Here is a 19,808-nt window from a genome sequence, read left to right as displayed (position 1 = left end):
CGTAGTGTTGTGAACTTCGTTCCTATGCCTGCGTCCTGTCGGTATGACCAACCTCGATTCGAACTCGCTGGCGACAGGTACGCACACCATCGACCTGAACGGCATCGCCCAGCGATACCACGTCCACGGCAGCGGCCCGGTGTGTGTCGCGCACTCCGGCGGGCCGGGCGTCTTCTGGGAGTACCTGCGGGTGCCGCAACTGGAGGAGCACCTCACGATGGTTTACGTCGAGCCGATCGGTACGGGCGGCTCTGGACGCCTTGCGAGCCATCCTGACGGCTATACCCGCGATCGCTATGTCTCGGCGCTCGATGGTGTTATCGAAGCTCTGGCCGCCGGCCCGGTCTACCTCCTCGGCCACTCGCACGGCGGCTTCGTGGTGCAGCGCTACGCGCTCACGCATCCTGAGCGTCTGGCCGGGCTCATCCTGTACGACAGTGCGCCGGTCACCGGGCCCGAGCACGGCGCCGAGTTCATGCGCAAGATCGAGGAGTTCGTCGCCCGCAACGAGGGCAATCCGGATCTTCCGCAGGTGCTGGCGACCGTGCAGTCGATTCCGGCCATCTCGACCGATGAGGGGATGACGGTCGCGCTGGGCGGGATCATTCCGCTGTATGTCGCTGACTTCTGGAATCGGCGGGCGGAGTTCGAGCCGTTGCAGGCGATGGTCAGTGGCACCTACATCTCGGGGGTCGACGCGGACGGCGTACCGGATGTCATCGATGATCGGGAGGTGCTGGGGTCGGTCGCCGTCCCGGCGCTGGTCATCGTCGGACGCTTCGATCCGATCTGTGGGATGCGCTGGGCGGAGGAGCTCAACAAGCTGATCCCAGGTTCGCAGTTGGTGGTTCTCGAGCACAGTGGGCACTTCGGTCATCTGGAGGAGCCGGGGGCCTTCGCTGCGGCGGTTACTGCCTTCGTAGGGGTCTGATTAGCTGCCAGGCCGCGGTGTAGAGCAAGAGGGCGATTGCTAGTGCGGCGCCCGCCCTCTTGACCGCGCCGGTCAGAACACCTTCTGCGGTGGCGGTCCAGGTGGTCGATGCGGCCTGGTAGTCGGTGTAGTCGCGGTGGGCGAGCAGGGCGGCGCCTAGTAGCGGGGCAGCGATCAGTAGGGCCAGTACTGTCCGGCGGACCGCTGGGGTGAAGTGGTGGGTTCGGTCGTTGCCGGTGCGGAGTCGATCGCGGTGCTGCCAGAGGTACCAGGTGACGACGGCGAGGCCGAATGCTGTGCTCGCGTACTGGAGGAGTCGCTGCGCCGGGAGCAGATCCGTGTCGGTGAAGGCGTCCCAGAGCAGATGGGTGCCGACACCGATCAGAGCGGACACGACCAGCCATCCGACGTACTGGAGTTTGGCGCGCCTGATTGCAGTCGGTTCGGGGATGGCTAGGCCGGGTGGGAGTAGGGCGGTGAGTGGGGCGCGGAGCAGCCAGTAGGCGATTACCAGCGCTACGGCGTACAGGAGGTCGATGGGGAGGCCGCTGAGGGAGTGCGTGTGGGTGGCGTTGAGGAACGGCTCGTACCAGTCGCCCGCGCTGGTCGAGGCGATGCCGGCGGCTCTGAGGAAGTACGGGAGATCGGGGGCCATGGAGCCGGCGACCAGCGCCGCCGGGACGAAGGGTGGGCGCAGCAGGGGGAGGACCGCGGCGGGATGGGCCAGGGTGAAGGGCATCGTTGGTCGTCTTCTCTGCTCGGGATAGTCCGCACCCGAGAGTACTCACTTCAACGGACTATCTCCAAAACCCCGGTCGCGTAGGCGTGGGCGAGAAAGAGTGGTGAAGCCATCGCTGTCGCCGCCAGCACGCGCAGACCGGCTGGTCTGGCGTAAAGCGCCAGGGCGATGCCGGTGACGGCGAGCGTCAGCAACGGCCAGGCGCCGTAGTCCGTGCTGACGACGAACGCCCGAGTCTCGACAAGCGCGACCGGAAACCAGGCGATGGCAGCCATCACCCCAGCTGCAAAAGCCAGCCGCCGTCCGTCGATCCAGTCGTCTTCCGAGGTGGCGAGGTCGGGAGGGCAGGCGAGGAGAGTGGCGGCTGTGAGGGTTGCGGCAAGAGCCTCGTAGGGGCCGTTGCCGTAGAGGGCTGGGGTGACCGGCCATTGAGCGGCGAAGGCCAGAAGGGCTGTGATGGTGAGGAATCGGCCGGCGGGCCAGCGACGGGTGAGGGTGAGGATGGCGCCGATGGTGGTCGTCGCCAGCAGGACGATGTTGAGTGCTTGGGGGAGGTCGATGGTCACGAGATGGCTGCGGGTCGAGCCGGGGGAGAGTGCGATTCCGGCGTACCAGCGCATCAGTTGAATGCCGGCGTAGGCCGCGGCGACGGCCAGGGCGAAGGGTGCGGTGAGAGCGAAGAAGCGGCCGCCGGGGGAGGCGGAGTCGAGTCTCAGCCGCACGCGCAGGGCATGCGCGATCAGATCGGCATCCGCACGTACGCGGGCCGGAAGGGGCAGATCCACTGTCATTTCATGATGGACATCGAGGATCTCGCGACCGTAGGCCTCTCGATACGCGACCGGGTACAGCCGGAGAAGCGGGTCGGTCATGTGGCTGGCGCGGTGCCGCCGGCCAGTCGTCGGCGGACCTCGCGGGCGGTGGCTGCCAGCCGCTCGGCCTCTGCTTCGAGGCGGTCGCGACCGGCCGGGCTCAGTGCGAAGATCCGGCGGGCCCGACCGCCCACGACTTCCTCGCGCTCCACCTGGATCAGGCCCTCCGCCAGTAGCCGATCCAGCGCGCCGTACAGAGCGCCGGTGCGCGGCGCCACCCGGCCGTCCGTAATCGTTTTGACCTCTTGAGCGATCGCGTAGCCGTGCCGCGACTCGTTGGCGAGCGCGGTCAGCAACAGCAGGGCCAGCTCCTGCATCCCTCGGTCGGTCATGCGGACAGGGTATTCCGTCAGGCGTGCGAGGTGAGGGGGCCGCCGTTGTAGGTGACCATGTCGGTGAAGGCGGCGATCAGGTCGAAGGGGAAGTCGCCGAGCTCGGAGTATGCGCGGTGGAGGTTGCCGACGATGCGTTCGGCGTCGAGGAGGTCGGCGTACTGGCCCAGGTCGGTGTTGCGGGCAGCCTCCAGGGGAGTAAGCCCGGCTGCCTTGGCGGTACGGGCGGTGTCCTGGATGAAGTGGAGGTAGTCGAGGACGTCGTCGATCAGTTGCGGGCCGGCGACTCCGCCGTGGCCGGGGACGATCGTGGTGGCATCGAGGGGCTTGAGGACGTTCTCTAGTACGTCGATGGAGCCGGCTACCGAGCCCATCAGGACGAAGGGCGTGCCGCCGTTGAAGAGGAGGTCGCCGGTGAAGAGGACGGAGCGTTCGGGGATCCAGACGATCGAGTCGTTGGTGGTGTGAGCGGGCTGACCGACGTACCGGACCTCGCAGGCCAGGTCGTCGTTCCAGACGGTGACGCGGTCGGGGAAGGTGAGCGTGGGGAGCTGCAGGTCGAGGTTGCCCCAGTCGACCGGGGTCCAGAGCGGCGGGAGTTGCGCGGGCGGCCCGAAGGCCTCCATCTGGGGGCGGAGGTGGTCGTGGGCGACGATCGTCGCGCCGGTGAACAAGGCGTTGCCCCAGGTGTGGTCGCCGTGGTGGTGGGTGTTGACGATGGTCCGGACGAGCTGGTCGGTGACCTTGGCGATCGCCGCCTGGTAGTCGCGGGTGCGGCTCTCGGTGGCGCAGGTGTCGATGCTGATCACGCCGCGCCGGCCGACCAGGAAGCCGGCGTTGTTGATCCACCAACTCCCGTCCGGCTGGATGTAGGCGTAGATGCCTTCACTGATCTCGACGGCGGCCGGCGGGGTCGTTGAGTTGCGCATGGCAACCAAGATTAGAGGGGCCCAGCAACACCCCGCCGAAGCGCCCCTCGGCTGGAGAGCGTCATGGCGTGGCCTTTCATCGAGGGGCGGACGCTGGTGACGAGGGCGAACATGATCTGCGCGAGGATCGGGTTGGCGACCAGGAAGCCGCGGAACGTGCCGGCCAGCCGGCGGATCGCTATAAAGGACTGTATGGACGACGACGTCATTCGGTTGCTGCGGGCCCGCAAGGAGCAGGGGAGTACGCCTGGGCATCGGCGAGACGATGCGCGGGTGGTGCTGCTGATCGAGGGCGGGAGCTCTCGGGGCGCCTACTCGAGTGGGATGACGGTCGCGGTCGAGCAGTTGGGGATGCTGCCGTTGTTCGACGCTGTCCACGGGAGTTCGGCCGGTGCGCTGAATGCTGCTTGGCTGATCTGCGGTCGTGCCGAGCGGACCATGCATGCGTGGTGGGATCCGGCGATCATGGGGACGACGATCAGCCCGCGGCGGTTCTTCCGGGGCGGGCCGGTGGTGGACACCGGGTATCTCGTCGACACGGTCTATACGGAGATCATGCCGATGGGGTTCCAGGAGATCCTCGACAGTCCGGTCGAGTTGCACCCGATCGCTACGGATGCGCTGACGGGTGAGGGCGTCGACCTGCATGATCAGATCCGCGATCAGGCGAGTCTGCAGGCAGCTTTGCGTGCCTCGACCGCGATGCCGTTGCTGGCGGGGGATCCGATCACGATCAACGGGCGAGCTTTTGTCGATGCGGGGTTGAGCGAGGGGACGCCGGTACGGTCCGCGCTCGCTCAGGGTGCCACTCACCTGGTCGCGTTTCGTACCCGCCGGGCGGACGAGCTCCAGTCGCCTCCGTCTCGGGGCGAACGGCTGCTGATGGCGCGATGGTTCGCCCGCAACGCGCCGGGAGCACTCGATCCGTGGCTGCACCGGGTGGAGATCAGGGCGGAGGAAGAGCGGCTCCTGTCGACTCACCCGGCGACCATCCAGGTCCGCCCACCCCTCGGCAGCGCCAAGATCAGCCGGACCGAACGCCGCCCCGCCCCACTCCGAGCAGCCGTCGACACCGGCCGCCGAGCAGCCCTCGACGCCCTCGGGCTGACGCGATGAGGTTGAGATACGCAGGAGTATCGGACGCATTCCTCACGCATCGGTCGTGACGGCAGACACTACGCAGCGCGGCTGAGGGGACACACCATGTGACGACGGGTCGTTCACATGGGAGGTCGAGATGGAGCAGTACGAGCTTTACTGCCTCGCTGATCGGCTGTTCTACGACACCCCTACCAATCGCGGGGCAGAGGATCCGGACTTCGCGGCCTGTGCCCGTCCGGTGCCCAGTGGGTGGGACCACCACGGGGGCGACGTCTGGATGCATTACGCGCCGTCGGATGCCGAGATTCCGCAGCAGGGCTGGAAGATCCACGTGTCCGCCGGCCTCGACGATGCCGAGCGGGCGATCGCCGCGATCTGGGAGTACTGCGTTCCGCGCGGCCTGGCGTTCAAGTTCCTGCGCAGCAAGCCGGTCGCGGTCATGCTCAACTCGAAGTCGGCTGCCCGTGGCTCGAGCGGCAAGCTCGTCACGATCTATCCGGGCGATGACGCGCAACTCGAGCTGGTGCTCAAGGAACTCGACGGCATCCTCACCGGAGTCGCCGGGCCGTACATCCTGAGCGATCTGCGCTACGGGACCGGGCCGCTCTTCGTCCGATACGGCGCGTTCGTCACCCGGTACTGCCTCTCGGAGAGCGGGGAACGGGTCTACGCGCTCGCCAATGCCGAGGGCCGGCTGGTTCCCGACGTTCGCGGACCGATCTTCTCGATTCCTTCCTGGGTGACGCTGCCGCCCTTCCTCGAGTCGCACCTGCAGGCTCGCAATGCGGTGACCACCAACGACCTCGCGTATGTGATCGAGAGCGTGATCCAATTCTCCAACGGCGGTGGCGTCTACCTCGGGCATCACCGGGACAGCGAGATCAAGGTCGTACTCAAGGAAGGCCGGCCGCTTGCCGGGCTGGACGTCATCGGGCGGGACGCGGTGGCCCGGGTGGGGCACGAGCGCGACATCTTGCGACGGCTGGCGGGGCTGGATGTGGTACCGGCCGTGCACGACTACTTCACGCTGGGGGATCACCACTTCCTGGTGCAGGAGTTCGTCGACTCCAATCCTCTGCAGCGGTTGATCGGTCGGCGCTATCCGTTGACCAGGCCGGATGCGCCGGTCGAGGAGCTGGCGGCGTACGCGTCGTGGGCGCTCGAGATGCTCGGCAAGGTGGAGCAAGCCGTCGCGGCGCTGCATGAGCGTGGTGTGGTCTTCAATGACCTTCACCCGGGCAACATCCTTGTCGACGGGGCCGACCGGTTGGTGCTGATCGACTTCGAGGTCGCCACGCTGGTGACCGAGCAGGCACGGTCGGCGCTGGCGCATCCGGGGTATGCGGCTCCCGGTGATCGACAGGGCGTCGATGTGGACCGATATGCGTTGGCCTGTATGGCGCTTGGGTTGTTCGCGCCGCAGTCGACGATGCTGTTGCGCTTCCATCCGCAGAAGGCGAACCAGCTCGCCGATCAGATCAGTGAGACGTTTTCGGTGCCGAGGGCAACCTTCGACTTAGCGGTCGCGACGATTGTTGGCGAACCGGCCACGGTGCAGGAGGAGTTGGTGCTGCCCGGCAAGGTCTCGTGGGTGGAGGTGCGGGCGGCGATCACCAAGGCGATCGTGGCGGGTGCGACGCCGGAGCGGGACGATCGGCTGTTCCCTGGGGACATCCAGCAGTTCGAGCCGGGCGGTGGCGTGAACCTCGCGCATGGGGCGGCTGGGGTGCTTTACGCGCTGGCGCGATGCGGGGGTGGGCGCTTTCCGGAGTACGACGAGTGGTTGCGCCGGCACGCCCATGACCCGGCGATCGGCGCCGGTCTCTACAGCGGACTCCACGGCATCGCCCTTGTACTCAACGAACTCGGCTACCACCAGGATGCCCTCGACGCTCTGGATCGTTGCCTGGCGCAACCTGTCGGCATACAAGAGCTCGGCCTGTACTCCGGCCTGGCGGGCGTCGGCCTCAACCTCTTCGACTTCGCCGCCGAGCCGGCCGTCCTCGCGGCCGCGACCCGGGTCGTTGATCAGGTCGCCGATCGGCTCGGTGGACCCAGCGACGTGCCGGAACTCAGCGGAGAAGGGCGCCCCCGCGCCGGGTTGATGTTCGGTTCGTCGGGACCGGCGCTGCTGTTCCTGCGTGCCTATGAGCGATCCGGCGACAGCGGCCTGCTCGACCTCGCGCGGATCGCCCTGCAACAGGACCTGCGCCGTTGCACAACCGACGATCACGGCATGCTGCAGGTCAACCAGGGCTGGCGCACTCTCCCGTACCTCGAAGAGGGTTCCGCAGGTATCGCCTTGGTGCTCGACCGCTACCTGCGCCACCGCCCGGACGACGACCTCGCCCCGGCCCTCGCCGCCCTGCGGAAGGTCACCCATTGCGGGTACTTCGTCCAGCCCGGCCTCTTCATGGGTCGCGCCGGTCTGCTGTTCGCCGCGACCCGGCTCGACCCGGGTGTCCAGGAGCAGTTGATCGCCGGTCTCGGCTGGCATGCGCTCCCGTACGCCGGCGGCCTCGCCTTCCCCGGCAACCAGTTGCTTCGCCTGTCGATGGATCTCGCGACGGGCTCGGCCGGTGTCCTGCTGGCCCTCGGAGCCGCCCTGCACGAGCAGCCGGTGGCCCTCCCGTTCCTCGGACGCGTTCCGTCGTCCGAACCCTGCGAGCCACGGAAGGAGGTGTAGAACATGGCACTTCTCGACCTGCAAGGTCTCGACGCTCCGACTGGAGGCGGCGGTGGCGGTGGCGGCGGTAGCACGCTGACCGTCCTCGGCTGCGCGTCCCAGACCCCGAGCAACGTCAGCCTGGTGCTGTGCCACTAGGCACACATAGGTCCCGGGCGGGATCCGACAGCCCGCCCGGGACCGGCTTGCTGGAAGGAGTGCCCGTGCAGTCGAACTATCCCGACGCCGAGCGGCTGGCCGGCGTCGAGTATCTGCATGGCCACCGGGTCGAGGATCCGTACCGCTGGCTGGAAGACCCGGCCGATCCGCGAACGCAGTCCTGGCAGCAGGCCCAGGACGAGCTCTGGCTCACCCAGGCCGCCGCCCTACCCGGCCGCTACTGTTTCCGCGCTCGGGTGGCCGCCTTGAGCGACGTCGAGACCACCGGTACGCCGGCCTGGCGAGGCTCGCGTCAATTCTTCCTCCGCAGGGATGCCGGTCAGGAACACCCAGTGCTCGCAACGGACGGCGAGCGGACCCTGATCGACCCGATGCGTCTCGACCCGTCCGGGCTGACGACGCTCGATCGCTGGCAGCCCTCGCCGGATGGCCGGTTCGTGGCGTTCCAGGTGTCGCAGGGCAACGAGGAATCCGTACTTTGGGTGCTGGACGTCGATACCGGGGAGCTCATCGATGGGCCGATCGACCGGTGCCGCTACTCGCCCGTCGCCTGGTGTGCGGACGGCCGCTCCTTCTATTTCGTCCGCTCGCGGCGGTTGTACCTGCACCGGCTCGGACAGCCGGACGACGCGCAGGTGCTGGCCGGCGAAGCGGCGTACGGGCTGGAGATCAGCGCGGACTGCCGGTGGCTGACCATCTCCACGGTTGTTGCCGACCGCAATGATCTTTGGGTCGTCGACCTGAATCGGCCGGACTTCGTGCCGGTCGTCGCGCAGGAGCAGGTCGATGCGCGGACGGCACTGGCCGTGGGACCGGACGGCCGGCTGTACATCGCGACCACCCTCGGTGCACCGTCCGGACGGGTATGCGTGGGCGATCCGCATCACCCCGGCCACGAGCAGTGGCGAGAACTCGTCGCCGAGGAACCGGGTGCGCCGCTCAGTCAACTGGCGGTGCTCGACGGGGTGCTGCTCGTCGGGCGGCAGCGGCACGCCCTCAGCGAGCTGACCGCCTACGACGCGCGGACCGGCGATCGCCTGCACAGAGTGCCGTTGCCGGGGCCGGGCACGATCGCCGACCTCGGCACTCGGCCGGAGGGCGGCCACGAGGCCTGGTTCAGCTACACCGACAGCGTCACCCCGCCGACCGTCTACCGGTACGACGCCCGCACGCTGCGAGTGAGCCCGTGGGCTTCAGAACCGGACCCTGGGCCGAGGATCGACGCCCGCCACATCAGCTACCGGTCGTTCGACGGTACGCCGATCCGGATGGTCGTACTCGCCCGCAAGGCGAAACGCGAGCCGCGGCCCACGCTGCTCTATGGGTATGGCGGGTTCGGCCTGTCGCTCACCCCTACCTACTCGTCGTTCGCGCTGGCCTGGGTCGAGGCCGGTGGCGTGTTCGTGACGGCGAACCTGCGCGGCGGTGGCGAGCAGGGCCATCAGTGGCACCGGGCCGGAACGCGGGAGGCCAAGCAGAACGTCATCGACGACTATCTCGCCGCGGCCGAGACATTGATCGCGGACGGCTGGACGACACCTGCCCAACTCGCGATCTGCGGTGAGTCCAACGGGGGACTGCTGGTCGGCGCGGCTCTCACGCAACGGCCGGAGTTGTTCGCCGCCGCGGTCTGCTCGGCGCCACTGCTGGACATGGTCCGCTATCAGCAGTCCGGCCTCGGCGCTTCCTGGGCGGGGGAGTACGGGTCAGTGGAGGTTGCTGAGCAGTTCGAGGCGTTGCTGGCCTATTCGCCGTACCACCGGGTGGCGCGGGTGGACTACCCCGCGGTCTTGTTCACGGTGTTCGGTGCGGACAGTCGCGTGGATCCGCTGCACGCGCGCAAGATGTGCGCGGCGCTGCAGCATGCCAGTACCGGTTCACGGTCGGTCCTGCTCAGGTACGAGAGCGATGCGGGCCACCTGCCGGCCGCGGTCAGCCGCGGTGTGGGCCTAGCGGCCGACATGCTCGCCTTCCTGGCCTTCCACACCGGCCTGACGCCGTGACGAGCTTCAGCGCAGTACTACGCCACGGCCGCGGCTGGCTCCCCTTGCTCGGCGTCGCCGCCCTGCTGGGCAATCTCACCGTCCTGGCGCTCCCAACGGTCCTCGGTAAGGCCATCGACGGCATAGCGGCCAGCGGTGATTGGGTGCTGATCGCCTGTGGGCTGATCGTGCTGGGGATCGTCTGCGATGTTGTCGAGGTCATCGCCGGTACTGCCTGTGTGGCGGGGACGACGGCGTGGCTGCGGCACGGTCTGGTTGCCCGGGTGCTGGCAGCGGGGCCAAGTGGAGTGCGCCAGTTCGATACCGGTGATCTGGTCAGCCGGGTGTCCAGCAATGCGGTCGATGCGGCCCGGGCCGGTCCTGCGACGCTCACGGCGATTGCTGCGGCCGTACCGCCCATTGGGAGTCTGGTGCTGCTGATCCTCATCAGTCCGTGGCTGGGTGCGGCATTCCTGGGCAGTGTGCTGCTAGTGGTCGCCGTGCTTTGGTTGTTTGCGCGGCGGACCACTGAGATCAGCCTTGCGTACCAGGAGACGCAAGGGAGGATCGCGGCGACGCTGACGGAGGCATTGGCTGGCTTGCGGACGATTGCTGCTGCGGGGACGGCAGGTCGCGAGGAGCAGCGTGTACTGCGGCTGCTGCCGGAGCTGCATGCTCGTGGGTTGCGGACCTGGCAGGTGCTCGCTCGCTCCGGAGCACAGGCGGCTGTGGTCGGTCCGCTGGTGCTGATTGCTGTACTGGCCGTGGGTGGCATCCAGTTGGTCGACCACCGGATCACCCCGGGCGAGTACTTCGCGGCCGCGCAGTACGCCGTCATCGGTGCTGGTCTGGGCGGCCTCACGTCACTGCTCGGGCAACTGGCCCGGGCACGGGCCGGCATCACGCGCGTCGCCGAGGTGAGTGCTGCACAGCCGATGGGCTACGGTGCCCTCGCCTTGCCGGACGGTCCGGGGCGGCTGGTCTTCGATGAGGTCACTGTGCGGGCAGGGGACGACCTCCTGCTGGATCGCGTCCATCTGGATCTACCCGGTGGGGCAGCGGTTGCGGTAGTTGGGCCGAGCGGTGCAGGCAAGTCCGTACTGGCTGCTGTCGCCGGTCGATTGCAGGACCCCGACTCTGGTCAGGTACGGCTCGATGGTGTTCCTCTGGGCGCTCTTAGCCAGGTGGCTCTGCGGACGGCGGTGAACTGCGCGTTTGAGCGTCCGGCGCTGGTGGGTTCGACGGTGGGCGATGCGATCGGCGTCGGATCGCAGCAACCGGATCAGTTGCTTGCATCGGCTCGTGCCACCCACGTCCACGGGTTCGTGAGCCGGATGCCGGACGGCTATCACACTCCGCTGGTGGAGGCGCCGCTGTCTGGTGGCGAGGCGCAGCGTCTCGGACTCGCCAGAGCTTGGGCTGCGGAGCGCTTGCTGATCCTCGACGACGCGACCTCCAGCCTCGACACCGCGACCGAGTTACTGATCAGCGAAACCCTGATGACCGACCGGCGCCGACGTACCCGCCTGATCATCACCCACCGAGCCGCCACCGCAGCCCGCGCCGACCTGGTCGTCTGGCTGGACCACGGCCGCGTCCGAGCTGTCGCCCCCCACCAAGCCCTCTGGCAAAACCCCGCCTACCGAAAAGCCTTCGGATGAGGCGCGGGTCGCCGGGCGGGCCCCGGCCGAGCGTGGTGTGCGGATGAAGCGGGAGGTGCGGTTTGGGGTGGAGGCTGTGCGGGGCAGGGCTGCCGTGAGGCTTGCCGTTTGGTCGCTGCCGGAGATTCTGCCGAGCGCGTTCTACGGGCTGGCTGTCGCGCACGCCACCGACGGGTTTCTCGGGGGCCGGACCGGCGCGGGACTGGCGTGGCTCGGTGGGTTGCTGGCGGCGGCGGTCCTCGGTGCGGTCGGGGCTCGGCAGGTCTATCAGCGGTTGGGGGAGCTGGTCGAGCCGGTTCGGGATGAGCTGGTTCGCAAGGTGGTGGTGGGGGCGCTGCGGAATGCGCGGGCGGATGGCGCGGTGGCGCGGCTCAATCGGCAGGTGGAGATCGTCCGGGACACTTTTGCCGGGCTGGTGCTCGTGGTCCGGAGTTTTGTGGTGACGGCGATCGGGGTGGTCAGCGGGTTGTTGTCGTTGTCGCCGTTGGTGGCGGCGTTGGTGGTGCCGCCGTTCTTGGTCGGGTTCGCGCTGAGCTTCGGGATTCTTGGGCTGGCGGCTGCTCGGGTTCGGGCTTCGTTGCGAGCTGATGAGGAGCTGGCGACTTCGGCGGGGATGGTGTTCGCGGGGGTGCGGGACGTGACGGCGGCGGGGGCTGAGGAGTTCGCCGGTGGGCTGGTCGGCGTACCGGTGGAAGCGCACGCGGCGGCTGAGCGGTCGCTGGCGAAGGTGGCTGCGTTGCGGACGCTGTGCTTTGCGGTCGGGGGATGGCTGCCGTTGGTTGTGTTGCTCGGCGCTGCGCCTTGGTTGATTGGGCGTGGGGTTTCGACCGGGACGTTGCTTGGTGGGCTGACCTATGTGCTGCTGGGGTTGCAGCCGGCGCTCACTACGGTGATGTCGGCGCTGGGGGACAGCGGGCTGCGGTATGTCGTCACGCTGGGGCGGATCCTCGATCGGAGCGCGCTTCCGGAGTACAAGGTGATGGTTGAAAGGCCCGAGGGGTACGAAGTGCGGCTGCGGCGGATGTCCTTCGCCTATGGTCCGGCCGCCGAGCCGGTACTACGTGATCTCGACCTGATCGTCGCACCGGGCGATCATCTGGCGGTGGTCGGGCCGAGTGGGATCGGCAAGTCGACGCTCGCGGGGCTCATCTGCGGGCTGCTGTCGCCGACCGAGGGGGAGGTCCGGCTCGGCGGCGTACGGCCATCCGAGCTCGAGGCGGCCGACCTGGCAGATACGCGGGTCGTCCTCCCGCAGGAGGCTTATGTGTTCAGCGGCACGATCCTGGACAACGTCAGCTATCTGCGCCGGGACGCCACCGCGGTACAGATCTCGGCGGCGATCGATGCGGTCGGCGCGTACCCGCTCGTACGCCGGCTGGGCGGCCTCGCGGCGGAGGTCCGGCCGGCGGAGTTGTCGGCGGGGGAGCGTCAACTGATCGCGCTGGCCCGGGCGTACCTCTCGCCCGCACCCCTCGTCGTCCTGGACGAAGCCACCTGCCATCTCGACCCACGAGCCGAACAGATCGCCGAGGAAGCCTTCGCAACCCGCCCCGGCACCCTGATCGTGATCGCCCACCGAGTCAGCTCCGCCCTACGAGCCACCCGAATCCTCGTCCTCGACGGCAACACCGCCACCGTCGGCACCCACCAAACCCTCCTCCACCATTCCTCCCTGTACACCGAACTCACCACCACCTGGACCCACACAAACGGCGACGCCCACCGGGCTGATCGCGCAGGCGGCGACGCCCATCCCGCCCACCGGGCCGACGGCGGGCTGTCTGCTCGGGCTGGTGGCGGGTAAGGGCGGGGGTTGGTGGAGGTCAATCAGAGCCAGCCGGCGTTTTGAGCTTTGCGGATGGCTTCGATTCGGCTTCTGGCTCGGGTCTTGGCGAGGATGCGGGACAGGTAGTTGCGGATCGTTCCGGCGCTGAGGCTCAGGCTGCGGGCGACCTCCTGAACGGTCGCGCCCGTGTCGATCAGCCGGAGTACCTCTCGCTCCCGCTCGGTCAGCGGACTGCCGCCCGCGCGCAGCGCCACCAGCGCGAGACCCCCGTCGAACACCGGCCGGCCCTCAGCGACTCCGCGGACGGCGTCGACCAGGTCGTCGGGGGAGATGTCGGTCGCGATCACCCCGACCGACTGCGACTCCTTCGCCACCGACAGAGCCAGCGAGATGGACGTCGTGTCCTCCCGGTCGATCAGCATCAAGATCGGCTGTCCGTCGAGCCGGCCGCACAGCTCCGGAATCCCGAGCTTGCCGGGCAGCAGCGGATCGAGCACCACCACCAGCCGCGGGTCGACGGCGCAGATCGCCAGGATTTCGTCGGCACTTTCGTACTCCGCGAGTACGGTCAGATCTGGTTCCCTGCTGAGCACCGCGGCGAGCGCTCCTCGGACCAACTTGCCGCGGTGCCCGATGACGAGTCGGATCACCTTACGCCCCCCTGGCGAGTCAATCGTCGTGAGAGCCCCGGTCACGCACTGCAGTGGGCTCTACTGGTTCGGTCACCGATAGTGTCCCCGCAGACCTGGTGCCTGTCACCAGCCCAGCCCCAACTTCGCGACACGGTCCGGCATCGGTGCCAGCCGAATACCGAACCGTTCTCTGCGACGTCTTGACAATCTCGCCAGATCCCTTCCCCAGCACGCGTTTGAAGCGGTACGGATCCCAGCCGAAACCGTTGCTTCCGGCAATGGTTTCGGCGGTGACCCGGGCAGGGTCGAGACTGACCGCAAGCACACTGTGTACAACCTGGAGGACCGCCATGAGTGAGCTGACCAGTGGAGCCTTCGTCGTCGATCGGGCCGACGGGCGCGAAGACGGTGAGGACTGGACCGAGAACTACGAGGAACTGCCCGGCGGGGTAGGTGTCTCGCTGATCTTCGAGTCCACCACCAAGGAGGGCGTCGGCCCTCGCCTGCACCTGCACCACTACCCGGAGACCTTCATCATCCGCCGCGGCTCGGCCACCTTCACCGTTGGCGACGCCCAGCTCGTCGGCCGGGCGGGCCAGATCATCGTCGTACCGGCGGAGACCCCGCACAAGTTCTCCACCGGCCCCGACGGCTACGAGGCCATCCACATCCACGAGAATTCCACCTTCGAGACCGTCTGGCTCGAGTAACCGCCCCCAAGGAGCCCCGTGCACCCCCTTACCCGCCTAGCCGTCACCGTCACCGTCACAACCACCTTCCTCACCACAGCCGCCCTAACCCCGGCATCCGCCGCACGGCTCCCCCCGACGTCCGCCGTACGGACCGCCCCGACCACCGCAGCGCGGCCCGCCCCAACGCCCGCCGCCGCTCCGCTTGCTGCCGCCGCTCCGCTTGCTGCCGCCGCTCCGGCGGCTGCTGCGGATCCGGTCGGGCGGCATCGGCCATCGTGCTCTGTGGTCTGGTTCGATCTTGGGAACACGCTGGTGGATACCTCGGTGCCGGGTCGGATGACCTGGATGCCGGGAGCTCTGCGCCACCTGTTACTGCTCCGAGCCGTCGGCGTACCGGTAGGCCTGATCACCAACGTGCCGCCGGAGTGGGGCGCCACCGACGCCGAACGTGCCGCCGCGACCAAGGCGTACGTCAACTCGTCCTGGGCAGAATCCCAACCCTTCCCCTGGTACCTCTTCGGCGACCGAGTCCTGACCCCACGCACCAAGGCCGAGTCCAAGCCCGCTCCCACCCTCTTCGAACGAGGCCGAGACGCCGCCACCCCATGCCGGTCGTTCTACGAGGGCGAGACCCCCACCGAGATCACCGTCGCCGAGCAGACCGGCCTAACCGCCTACCTGATCGGCCAACCCAACCGCTCCACCTACCTACCGGTGTGGCGCGTACTGGTCAGGTAGGTAGGGCGCCTTCCAGGTTGTCGAGGATTGTGCGGCAGTCGTGTTGGAGGGTGGGGGCGTCGGTGGCGGTGAGGAGGAAGACGCCTAGCCAGTTGCGGGAGCCGCCGGACGGGTCGAACTTCGGGACTCGGGTGCCGGACGGGAGCATGAAGGCGGGCACGGGCTCGATGGTGCTACCGGGGGAGAGGAGGGTTGCCCAGTCGATCTGGTCGGGGTGCCAGAGGGGCTGGGTTTGCCAGGGGGTGCCGGCGGCGTTGGCTGGTACTACGGCGACGGAGGCGGCAGCGCGGCCGCCCTCGACCAGCATGGCGGGTGGGTAGTCGACGTGCTCGCCCAGCTGCTCGCGGATCAGCATGCCGATCGGGTCCAGGTCGAAGACGATTTCGGCTTGGCGGGTGGTCAGGAGGCCGCCGAAGCGGGCGCCTACCTCGATGACTACCAGTTCACCGTCGGCCCGCAGCTTCAGCTCCGTGTGGGTGCCGCAGGTGTCCAGGCCGAGTGCGTCGACCGCACGACGTGAGACCTCTTCGATCCGACGCTGCAGTGGCTCGGGCAGTACGCAGGGCGAGGTGCTGGCGACCTCGATGTACGGCGGCACGGTCGGCAGCTTGGCAGTGATCGCCAGCGGGTGGTACTTGCCCTTGGCAACGATGCCTTCGATGCTCAGGTAGTCGCCGTACCCGGGCTCGGAATACCAGCCCTCGGTCGTACCGTCCATGATCTCTTCGACCAGCCGGTCGGCATCGGTGTTCTGCTCGTACAGTTCGTTCATCCCGACCTGGCCGCCCAGCTCCAGCGCCTGCTCGATCTCCGCCCAAGCGTCCGCGACCTGATCCTGCGACGTCAATACGAGCTGAGCCACAGACCCAGCACCCCAGGCCGGCTTGAGCAGCAGCGGCGGAGTCAGCGCAGCCAGTGCACCCTGCAGATCGGCAGCGGAGTCCACTCGACGGAAGCGAGGGATCGGTACGCCCGCAGCCTGCCACGCCTGTCGCATCAGCCGCTTGTCACGCGCCACCCGGATGCCCGGCCCGGCGCCAGCAAGGCCGAGCCGGTCCGCGGCGTTGGCGACGGCCAGTACTGCGAACTCCGACAGCGTGAACAGCGCATCCGCACCGAGCTCACGCGCGTGGGCGATGATCGCCTCCACCACCGGCTCACCAGGAGTCAGCCCACCGGGGTGCACGGTGATGCTCGTGCAGCACGGCTCCCAGATCTCCTTGGCCGCCTCGGGCAGCGGCGACAGCGCGAGCACATGCAGCTCGCCGCAGGCCGCGATCCGGGGGAACGCGGTCTCCAGGGGAGCGCCGCCCTTGACATAGACGTACAGGATCTTCTTCACGCGACGCTCTCCTTGACGGCCGCGCGGTCGCGGCTCCGATTGACGAGTACGGCGAGAACGACCATCGCCAGGGTGACTGTGGCCGCGAGCGCGACGAGGAAGCCCGCCATCGCGCCGCGGCTGAGGAACGCGCCCAGGACGAACACCACGAGGGCGCAGACGGCGCGGTCGGCGAGCGACTCGACGGACAGCAGCGTCGCTCGCCGGGACGGCTCGGTGATGGCGGAGTTGACCAGCTTGCGCTGTACCGGGAACGCGAGCCCGGACGCGAGCGAGAACACCGCGAGGCAGACCATCGTCCCGGCCAGCCCGAGGGGGATGACGGAGGCGAGCGCGACCGCCATCAGCACGGTCAGTACCAGCACCACCCGGATCTGCCCGAAACGAGCCAGTACTTTCGACCGCGCCGCACCAGCCACCTCGAACACGGTCGTCGCGGCCATCAGTACGCCGAACCAGTGCAGCGGCAGGTGTTTCGACTCCAGGATCGGCTGGAACAGGTTGGCCTGCCCGATCCGTACCAGCGTAAAGATCGCGATGCCTTGCGCCATCAGCAACATCAGCCGTTTCGACGAACCCAGCGACCGGAGTGCACCGGCCAGCGCGGGAAGTACCGGCTCAACAGTTACGGGACCAGTCCTGGGCAGCGCCGGGAAGCCGAGGGCGATCACGGCCGCGATGCCACAGGTCGCTGCGGACAATACGTATGGCGACGGCCCCCACCAAGCCGTCAGGAATCCGGCGGCAGGCAAGCAAACGATCCGCCCGATCAGCGTCCAGGCGCGCGCCGATCCCTCGGCGCCCTGGTACGCCGCATCGTTGCCCGTCCGATGCAAATACTCATACAGATAAGCACTTCCGGCGCCGGAGAACAGCGAATGCGCCAACGCGATCAACAGGAACTGGACCAGGAAGCCGCCGAAGGTCGGCGTCCAGACCGGGATCACGTTCGCCACCACGAGGATGATCGCGCCACCCTGGAGACAACGCCGGTAGTCGAACCGGTCGGCGATCATCCCGGTCGGGATGTCGAGCAGGCAGAACGCCAGGTAGAAGATGCTCTGGATGGAGAAGATCTCCTGGTCCGACAGCCCTTCGGACCGCTGGAACACGTAGAAGACCGGCAACCACCACAGCAGCCCGGCGAAGAGCTGGAAGGCGTTGTAGCGGCGGATCACCCGCACCGCATCGGGACCTGCGGCGCTCACGCGGCGAGCTGGTACGGACGGCACTGCAGCAGCACGATCCGGTCGCCGTCGACGAGCCACTCGACATCCACCGGAGCGTCGACGGACCCGTCGGCGCCCGCGAAATGGGCCTGGAGCAGCCGTCCGATCAGCGCGAGCCGACCGAGGGTCGCCTTCGCCTGGTCGTCCACGTCGGCCGGCTCGGCACCCATCGCCACGGTCCGGCTGCCGCCCTCCATCGTGTTGTAAAGGTGCTGCAGTGGATCGCGCGCACCGGAGACCACGTCGTCGACCGAGTTGCGGGCGAGGTTCAGCAGTACCGACCGGAAGTCGGTCCGGTCGAGCGGGTTGGTCGTGACCATGACCCCGCCGAGCGCGCCGTCGAGCTGCTGCTGGATGACGACTCCCATGAAGCAGTCGGACAGGCCGATGCCGGCTTCGTCGCGGAGTAGTACGCCGCGAGTGGTGACCAGCGAGGCCCAGACCCGCTGGATTGCGTCGATGACGTCCTCGATCGACTCGACCTCGGGGACCGACTCGTAGATTCCGGCGGCGGAGAAGCCGATCAGGTCCTCGGCGTTCGACGAGCTGCGGACGACGACGCGGCCGGCGCCGGTCAGGTGGCGCAGTACGGAGTCCTCGATCAGGATGCGCAGCTCGGCCGGCAACGGGGTATCGCGGATGAGGGCGCCCAACTCGGCGCAGAGCCCGTCGATCTCACCACCGAGCGCGAGTGCCATCTTCAGCTTGCCGATGGTCTGCTGGATGGCCGGCGACGACTCCAGGAACTGCTGCTGCAACGCGAACGGCAGGGCGATTCCGCGCGGTACGACGACCTGCTCGGCGAACATCCGCTGAGCCGCCTGATCCAGTACGCCGGTATCGGTGCCGGCCGTCTCGAGTTGCCGGGCCAGGTATTCGAGCAGGTGCGGCCGTGGCGGTCGTGGCTTCTCGTAGAAGCCAAGCCAGTGAGGCGATCCGTCGCGCAGTACCGCCGTCAGCTCGCCGAGATTTGCGGCCTTGGTGCCGAAGCGATGAGCGTCGGTGGACCGCAGCTGCTCCAGCGGCAGGATCTGGGCCGCGGCGAGATCCGGCTTGCCGATGTCGACCTGGGTGACCGCCCACGGTGGGCCGGCGTCGGCTGAGTCCGGCCGGGTGATCGCGCGCACCGTCAGCTCGGGCGCGGTCGGGTCGACGGTCAGCTCGACCCAGTTGCCGTCCAGCTCGGCGAGGCTCTGCACTGCGCCTTGCTGGATGGCGTTCGGGATGCCCCAGCCGGCGGCGAGCACGTTGGTGTGCGACAGCGGGGTGGTGTGCTTGGCGTTGATCAGCCCGGAGACCCGCGGGATGTCGTCGGGCATCCGCTCCATCACGAGGATGTCGTGCCAGCGGACGGGATCGGTCGTGGTGCGGTACGCCGCTTCATCGGCGAACAGGCGCAGGCGGCCGGTCGTCGTACCGGGGTTGAGCGGCACGTACGGCGCGGTGGAGTAGAGCTCGTGGGCCAGGATCAGCGGGGTGGTCGTGCCCTGCAGGAAGCCTTCCTGCAGGTGGTTCGCGGGCTTCAGCAGCACGGGCACGGTGTCGTCGACGAGAGCGCGAACGGTGTTGTAGAAGGAGCCGAGCAGGTCGGGGCCCATCGTGTCGACCTCGACCGTCTCCAGTGAGAAGAACAGCCCGCCGTACTCCGGCCGGTCGTGCAGCGCGAGCGTTCCGAGCAGGAAGCGGCGGTGGTCGGCGCGGTAGACGGAGTCGTTGAACGCGTCGAGGTTGCGGGCGAGCTCGGCCCGCGTCATCCCGAGGATCCGCTCGGCGACGTACTGGACGTGCAGCATGCGCTCGGCACCGTCGATCAGGTGGACGGTCGAGGTCTCCTGATCGAGGACGAGCTTCACGTAGGGATAGCCGGCAACGGTGGTCGCCAGGCCCGAGAAGTCGGCCAGAGTAAGGCGATCCGCGGGCAATGCGGGGACGATGGCGGCCAGGGCAGAAGGGGCGGGAGCGGTAGGCACGAGAGATTACGATAAGGTGAACAAGGC

At 68.1% G+C, this 19,808-nt stretch carries 17 protein-coding genes; 9 read left to right on the top strand and 8 right to left on the bottom strand.

The genetic code is table 11. The features are described from left to right. The first annotated feature begins 43 nt into the window (after nucleotides 1-43). Nucleotides 44-931: an alpha/beta hydrolase gene (locus tag AB0M15_RS27005; protein WP_363824234.1), complete on the top strand. Its 888-nt coding sequence runs from the start codon at nucleotides 44-46 to the stop codon at nucleotides 929-931. Here AB0M15_RS27005 and AB0M15_RS27000 read toward each other — a convergent pair. From AB0M15_RS27000 to AB0M15_RS26985, 4 genes are all read right to left on the bottom strand, one after another. Beyond that, a complete protein-coding gene (locus AB0M15_RS27000) occupies nucleotides 909-1,670 on the bottom strand; it encodes a DUF4184 family protein (protein ID WP_363824233.1) in 762 nt (253 codons plus the stop codon). The genes AB0M15_RS27005 and AB0M15_RS27000 overlap by 23 nt on opposite strands. A 50-nt stretch (nucleotides 1,671-1,720) precedes the next feature. Continuing rightward, nucleotides 1,721-2,461 (bottom strand): hypothetical protein, encoded by a 741-nt coding sequence (locus AB0M15_RS26995; RefSeq protein ID WP_363824232.1) that lies wholly within the window; start codon nucleotides 2,459-2,461, stop codon nucleotides 1,721-1,723. Nucleotides 2,462-2,538: 77 nt separating this feature from the next. Next, nucleotides 2,539-2,874, bottom strand: a complete 336-nt coding sequence (locus AB0M15_RS26990) for a PadR family transcriptional regulator (protein WP_363824231.1) — start codon at nucleotides 2,872-2,874, stop codon at nucleotides 2,539-2,541. 17 nt (nucleotides 2,875-2,891) lie between these two features. Next, nucleotides 2,892-3,803 carry an MBL fold metallo-hydrolase gene (locus AB0M15_RS26985; protein ID WP_363824230.1) on the bottom strand — a complete coding sequence of 304 codons (912 nt, stop codon included), beginning with the start codon at nucleotides 3,801-3,803 and terminating at the stop codon, nucleotides 2,892-2,894. 192 nt (nucleotides 3,804-3,995) lie between these two features. On the opposite strand from AB0M15_RS26985, the gene AB0M15_RS26980 reads away from it, so the two are divergent. The 6 genes from AB0M15_RS26980 to AB0M15_RS26955 all read left to right on the top strand — a co-directional run bounded on the left by AB0M15_RS26980 (nucleotide 3,996) and on the right by AB0M15_RS26955 (nucleotide 13,196). Beyond that, nucleotides 3,996-4,919, top strand: coding sequence for a patatin family protein (locus tag AB0M15_RS26980; RefSeq protein ID WP_363824229.1), 924 nt, complete (start codon nucleotides 3,996-3,998; stop codon nucleotides 4,917-4,919). A gap of 121 nt (nucleotides 4,920-5,040) precedes the next feature. After that, on the top strand, nucleotides 5,041-7,590 hold the full coding sequence (gene lanKC / locus AB0M15_RS26975; protein WP_363824228.1) for a class III lanthionine synthetase LanKC: 2,550 nt from the start codon (nucleotides 5,041-5,043) through the stop codon (nucleotides 7,588-7,590). Nucleotides 7,591-7,593: 3 nt separating this feature from the next. After that, a complete protein-coding gene (locus tag AB0M15_RS26970) occupies nucleotides 7,594-7,728 on the top strand; it encodes a SapB/AmfS family lanthipeptide (protein ID WP_363824227.1) in 135 nt (44 codons plus the stop codon). Between the two features lie 65 nt (nucleotides 7,729-7,793). Next, nucleotides 7,794-9,752 carry a prolyl oligopeptidase family serine peptidase gene (locus AB0M15_RS26965; RefSeq protein ID WP_363824226.1) on the top strand — a complete coding sequence of 653 codons (1,959 nt, stop codon included), beginning with the start codon at nucleotides 7,794-7,796 and terminating at the stop codon, nucleotides 9,750-9,752. Continuing rightward, a complete protein-coding gene (locus tag AB0M15_RS26960) occupies nucleotides 9,749-11,392 on the top strand; it encodes an ABC transporter ATP-binding protein (protein WP_363824225.1) in 1,644 nt (547 codons plus the stop codon). The genes AB0M15_RS26965 and AB0M15_RS26960 overlap by 4 nt, the downstream gene beginning before the upstream one ends. Before the next feature lie 94 nt (nucleotides 11,393-11,486). Continuing rightward, entirely contained in the window at nucleotides 11,487-13,196 is a 1,710-nt protein-coding gene (locus AB0M15_RS26955) for an ABC transporter ATP-binding protein (RefSeq protein ID WP_363824224.1), read from the top strand. A 23-nt stretch (nucleotides 13,197-13,219) separates the two neighbouring features. Here AB0M15_RS26955 and AB0M15_RS26950 read toward each other — a convergent pair whose 3' ends face one another. Further along, the gene (locus AB0M15_RS26950; RefSeq protein ID WP_363824223.1) at nucleotides 13,220-13,828 is read right to left on the bottom strand and encodes a response regulator transcription factor; all 609 of its coding nucleotides are present in this window, start codon (nucleotides 13,826-13,828) and stop codon (nucleotides 13,220-13,222) included. Nucleotides 13,829-14,160: 332 nt separating this feature from the next. Between AB0M15_RS26950 and AB0M15_RS26945 the strand changes: the two genes are divergently transcribed. Both AB0M15_RS26945 and AB0M15_RS26940 read left to right on the top strand, forming a co-directional pair. Next, a complete protein-coding gene (locus AB0M15_RS26945; protein ID WP_363824222.1) occupies nucleotides 14,161-14,520 on the top strand; it encodes a cupin domain-containing protein in 360 nt (119 codons plus the stop codon). Nucleotides 14,521-14,538: 18 nt separating this feature from the next. Continuing rightward, nucleotides 14,539-15,240, top strand: coding sequence for a hypothetical protein (locus tag AB0M15_RS26940; protein ID WP_363824221.1), 702 nt, complete (start codon nucleotides 14,539-14,541; stop codon nucleotides 15,238-15,240). Here AB0M15_RS26940 and AB0M15_RS26935 read toward each other — a convergent pair. The 3 genes from AB0M15_RS26935 to AB0M15_RS26925 are packed head-to-tail and all read right to left on the bottom strand — an operon-like array spanning nucleotide 15,233 to nucleotide 19,781. Further along, entirely contained in the window at nucleotides 15,233-16,582 is a 1,350-nt protein-coding gene (locus AB0M15_RS26935) for an ATP-grasp domain-containing protein (RefSeq protein ID WP_363824220.1), read from the bottom strand. The genes AB0M15_RS26940 and AB0M15_RS26935 overlap by 8 nt on opposite strands. Further along, nucleotides 16,579-17,790 carry an MFS transporter gene (locus AB0M15_RS26930; protein WP_363824219.1) on the bottom strand — a complete coding sequence of 404 codons (1,212 nt, stop codon included), beginning with the start codon at nucleotides 17,788-17,790 and terminating at the stop codon, nucleotides 16,579-16,581. Before AB0M15_RS26930 ends, AB0M15_RS26935 begins: the two co-directional genes overlap by 4 nt. Further along, nucleotides 17,787-19,781 (bottom strand): PEP/pyruvate-binding domain-containing protein, encoded by a 1,995-nt coding sequence (locus AB0M15_RS26925; RefSeq protein ID WP_363824218.1) that lies wholly within the window; start codon nucleotides 19,779-19,781, stop codon nucleotides 17,787-17,789. The genes AB0M15_RS26930 and AB0M15_RS26925 overlap by 4 nt, the downstream gene beginning before the upstream one ends. Between the last annotated feature and the right edge of the window lie 27 nt (nucleotides 19,782-19,808).

It is taken from the genome of Kribbella sp. NPDC051718 (assembly GCF_040681515.1).
Lineage (GTDB): Bacteria > Actinomycetota > Actinomycetes > Propionibacteriales > Kribbellaceae > Kribbella.
Note: the sequence above shows the minus strand (reverse complement) of the source record. Positions and strands in the feature narration are given on the sequence as shown.

Excerpts from the sequence above, each read along its gene's own strand:
- AB0M15_RS27005 (WP_363824234.1), top strand. The coding sequence starts at position 44 with ATGACCAACCTCGATTCGAACTCGCTGGCGACAGGTACGCACACCATC.
- AB0M15_RS27000 (WP_363824233.1), bottom strand. The coding sequence starts at position 1,670 with ATGCCCTTCACCCTGGCCCATCCCGCCGCGGTCCTCCCCCTGCTGCGC.
- AB0M15_RS26995 (WP_363824232.1), bottom strand. The coding sequence starts at position 2,461 with ATGACAGTGGATCTGCCCCTTCCGGCCCGCGTACGTGCGGATGCCGAT.
- AB0M15_RS26990 (WP_363824231.1), bottom strand. The coding sequence starts at position 2,874 with ATGACCGACCGAGGGATGCAGGAGCTGGCCCTGCTGTTGCTGACCGCG.
- AB0M15_RS26985 (WP_363824230.1), bottom strand. The coding sequence starts at position 3,803 with ATGCGCAACTCAACGACCCCGCCGGCCGCCGTCGAGATCAGTGAAGGC.
- AB0M15_RS26980 (WP_363824229.1), top strand. The coding sequence starts at position 3,996 with ATGGACGACGACGTCATTCGGTTGCTGCGGGCCCGCAAGGAGCAGGGG.
- lanKC (WP_363824228.1), top strand. The coding sequence starts at position 5,041 with ATGGAGCAGTACGAGCTTTACTGCCTCGCTGATCGGCTGTTCTACGAC.
- AB0M15_RS26970 (WP_363824227.1), top strand. The coding sequence starts at position 7,594 with ATGGCACTTCTCGACCTGCAAGGTCTCGACGCTCCGACTGGAGGCGGC.
- AB0M15_RS26945 (WP_363824222.1), top strand. The coding sequence starts at position 14,161 with ATGAGTGAGCTGACCAGTGGAGCCTTCGTCGTCGATCGGGCCGACGGG.